This window comes from Martelella sp., assembly GCF_984369615.1.
The window spans coordinates 1-3198 of sequence record NZ_CFHTCS010000437.1 but is presented as its reverse complement, the minus strand read 5'-3'; the positions used below and the strand labels follow the sequence as shown (position 1 = coordinate 3198).

Genomic DNA, 3198 nt, shown 5'->3' with positions numbered 1-3198 from the left:
ACGTCCGGCGGTGGCGCCTGGGACAATGCGAAGAAGAGCTTCGAGGACGGCTTCGTCGATGCCGACGGGGTAACCCACGAAAAGGGTTCGGATGCCCACAAGGCCTCCGTTACCGGCGATACGGTCGGCGATCCCTACAAGGATACGGCCGGTCCTGCCGTCAACCCGGCGATCAAGATCACCAATATCGTGGCGCTTCTGCTCCTGGCGGTGCTCGCCTGAGCAAAGAACATCACCCGGCGGAACCGCTCCGCCGGGAAAACAAAAGAGACCCCGCCTGTGTTGCAGGCGGGGTCTTCGTCGTTTGGGGCTTCGCCGTGCGCCCTACTGGATCGCCCCGCCATTGGTGGCGAAGAAGTCGCGGGCGGCGCTGGCGCCGGTGCCCTGCAGGATCTGCTGGATGAAGGTGATGTCCTTGCCCCCGGTCGGCGTCGTATCGGAGACCATGTCGACAACCTTGCCGTCTTCGAGCGTATAGCGGGCGATCTTGTCGACGCGGCCATTGCCGTTGAAGTAGACCGCCAGGATTTCCTGATTGACGAGGCGCGGCTTCTGGAACTCGAAACGGCGCTCCTTGCGCTGCGAGATGTAGAACAGGACCTCGTTGTCGAAGGTCGCCGTCGTTGACGGCTGGCCGAGCGTCAGCACGACCTGCTCGCGGCTCGACCCTTCCTTCACAAGCTGCAGCCGCTCCTCGTCGACCACATAACCCTGATAGAAGACATCCTTGGTGCCGATCACGTCGGAGGTCGAGCACCCTGCGGTAAAGAGCGCGACGGCGACGAGCGCGCCCGCGGCAGCCGGACGAACCGGTCTGAAATCAAAATAGTCTCGGCGCATCTTCAAGCGTCCACTCCCTGGCAAACTTCATATCAGGCCGGCGAAGCCTTCCGGCCGGCCGCCGTGTTTCATATCATTCAGGCGTCGCCTTCGACGAAGGTCGGCTTTGGCCGCGATTCCCGGTTGCGGGCGCGGGACGCGCAAACTACCATTGACCATGGTTCTGTTTGAGCGCACAGACCGCCTGCTGCCGGATGAACCCGAAGCCTCGCGTTTTCCAACTCAACTGGATAAACCAGCTTGTGCCGGGATGCAATTGTTCGGGCGGTTTGCGGCCAGTGGCTAAAGCCAAGTCAAAGAGAGTGGAATGGTCCTGAGGATTTTCGGCAAGAACCGCGCCAACCGCATGATCGTGCAGCGCCAATATGGCGTGATCACGGCAACGGCGCGGCAACCCTGTTTCTATACGGATTACGGTGTTCCGGATACGGTGATGGGCCGTTTCGAGATGCTGTCCGTGGTGATGATCCTTTTCCTGCAGCGCACCTCGAAATCCTCGGACAGCGGCAAGCAGATGGCCCAGGAGGTCGTCGACGCCTTCTTCATGGATATCGACTATTCGATTCGCGAGCTTGGCGTCGGCGACAATTCGGTTCCCAAGCGGATGAAAAAGCTGGCCGGCATGTTCTATGGTCGCCTGGAACGCTATGTCCGCTGTCTGCAGCACCGCGATCTGGAACAGCTTGCGATCGCGCTTGCGCAGAATATTCACGCGGCAGATGCCGATCACGCCGAGATGGCGGAGCTTGCCCGCTGGATGCTGGAAAATGCCGATCACCTCGGCAGGATCGATGAAATTGTGGTGGAAACGGGGATGGTGAGTTTCCTCGTGCCCGAAAGCATGGAGACTGGACGTGCCTGACAGGAATGCGAACGAGAAGCCCCTGCCGTTCTCGCGCCCCTTTACGGTTGCGCGCGCGGCTGCGGTGCCGTTCGAAATGCGCCTTGAAGCGAAGGAAGACGAGCTTGAGCGGCTGGCCGGCTTTCTCGAAGTCGATGCCGTGACCGCGCTTGCGGCCGATCTCAGGATCACGCCTTTCCGGCGCGAGGGCGTGCGGGTGAGGGGCGAGGTCAGGGCGCATATCGTGCAGTCCTGCGTGGTGACGCTGGAGCCGATCGAGTCGGATCTTGCCGAGCCGGTGGATGCGACCTATCTCCCCGAGCAGTCCCGCCAGTTCAGGCGCAAGGTCAATGAGGAAGGCGAACTTCTGGTCGATCCCGAAGGGCCTGATGATCCGGAGCCTTTTTCCGGCAGCGAGATCGATATCGCCGCTGTCGTCATCGAAGCGATCGGCCTTGCCATCGATCCCTATCCGCGCAAGCCCGATGCGGAACTGCCGCCCGAAATCAGCGATGAAGCGGCTGAGACGACGGCTGCGGACCAGAAGGGCTCGCCCTTCGCCGCGCTGAAGGACTGGAAGGGCGGAGGAGCGCGATAGAAAAGGGCGGACGAGCCGGTCCGGCTCTGGCTGCGGCGCTGCCGGGCCGGACTTTCCGGCAATTCGCATGTTAATTGCTGTTTTTGCCTCGCGGCAGTTGTCTCCCGCAGCAAAAACGGTATTTTGGCCCGGCTTCTCCGGATGCGTGCAAACAGGGATCCCGAACGTTTGATTAGAATTTCTATTGATGCCATGGGGGGAGATGTCGGACCGGAGGTCGCCGTTGCCGGCGCGGCCGAGGCCCTGACGCGCCATCCCGACATCAGCTACATTCTCTACGGCCAGCAATCCGCCATCGAACCGCTGCTTGCGTCCTATCCCAAACTCAAGGAACAGGCGCGCGTTGTCGATTGCGAGGTTGCGGTCGGCATGGACGAGAAGCCAAGCCAGGCCTTGCGGCGCGGCCGCAACGTCTCCAGCATGTGGCGAGCGATCGAGGCGGTGAAGGAGAACGAATCCGACGCGGCCGTCTCGGCGGGCAATACCGGCGCGCTGATGGCCATGGCGATGTTCTGTCTGAAGACCATGCCCGATATCGACCGCCCCGCGATCGCCGGCATATGGCCGACGCTGAAAGGCGAAAGCATCGTTCTCGACATTGGCGCGACGATCGGCGCGGACGCCAAGCAACTCCTCGATTTCGCCCTGATGGGCGGGGCGATGGCGCGCGCGCTGTTCGAGCTCAAGAAACCGACCGTCGGCCTCCTCAATGTCGGCGTAGAGGAGGTGAAGGGCGTCGAGCAGGTCAAGGAAGCCGGGAAGCTTCTCCGCGAGGCCGACATCGACAATCTCGACTATGCCGGATTTGTCGAGGGCGACGATCTCGGCCGGGGCACGGTGGACGTCTTCGTCGTCGAGGGCTTTACCGGCAATATCGCGCTGAAGACGGCCGAGGGCACGGCAAAGCAGATCGCGGGCT

At 62.0% G+C, this 3198-nt stretch carries 5 protein-coding genes; 4 read left to right on the top strand and 1 reads right to left on the bottom strand.

All coding sequences use genetic code 11. The features are described from left to right. Window positions 1-222: sodium/proton-translocating pyrophosphatase (locus tag AC5DC2_RS21795; protein ID WP_491699998.1), on the top strand; the 222-nt coding region annotated here is incomplete at its 5' end. Window positions 223-324: 102 nt separating this feature from the next. Here the strand turns inward: AC5DC2_RS21795 and AC5DC2_RS21790 are convergent. Continuing rightward, window positions 325-840: an outer membrane protein assembly factor BamE gene (locus tag AC5DC2_RS21790; protein WP_200337998.1), complete on the bottom strand. Its 516-nt coding sequence runs from the start codon at window positions 838-840 to the stop codon at window positions 325-327. A 307-nt stretch (window positions 841-1147) separates the two neighbouring features. On the opposite strand from AC5DC2_RS21790, the gene AC5DC2_RS21785 reads away from it, so the two are divergent. The 3 genes from AC5DC2_RS21785 to AC5DC2_RS21775 all read left to right on the top strand — a co-directional run. Then, window positions 1148-1702 (top strand): ubiquinol-cytochrome C chaperone family protein, encoded by a 555-nt coding sequence (locus AC5DC2_RS21785; RefSeq protein ID WP_024709607.1) that lies wholly within the window; start codon window positions 1148-1150, stop codon window positions 1700-1702. Continuing rightward, the gene (locus tag AC5DC2_RS21780) at window positions 1695-2279 is read left to right on the top strand and encodes a YceD family protein (protein ID WP_491699997.1); all 585 of its coding nucleotides are present in this window, start codon (window positions 1695-1697) and stop codon (window positions 2277-2279) included. The genes AC5DC2_RS21785 and AC5DC2_RS21780 overlap by 8 nt, the downstream gene beginning before the upstream one ends. Before the next feature lie 168 nt (window positions 2280-2447). After that, window positions 2448-3198: phosphate acyltransferase (locus AC5DC2_RS21775; protein WP_491699996.1), on the top strand; the 751-nt coding region annotated here is incomplete at its 3' end.

Coding starts and splice junctions, on each gene's coding strand:
- AC5DC2_RS21785 (WP_024709607.1), top strand. CDS start 1,148: ATGGTCCTGAGGATTTTCGGCAAGAACCGCGCCAACCGCATGATCGTG.
- AC5DC2_RS21790 (WP_200337998.1), bottom strand. CDS start 840: ATGCGCCGAGACTATTTTGATTTCAGACCGGTTCGTCCGGCTGCCGCG.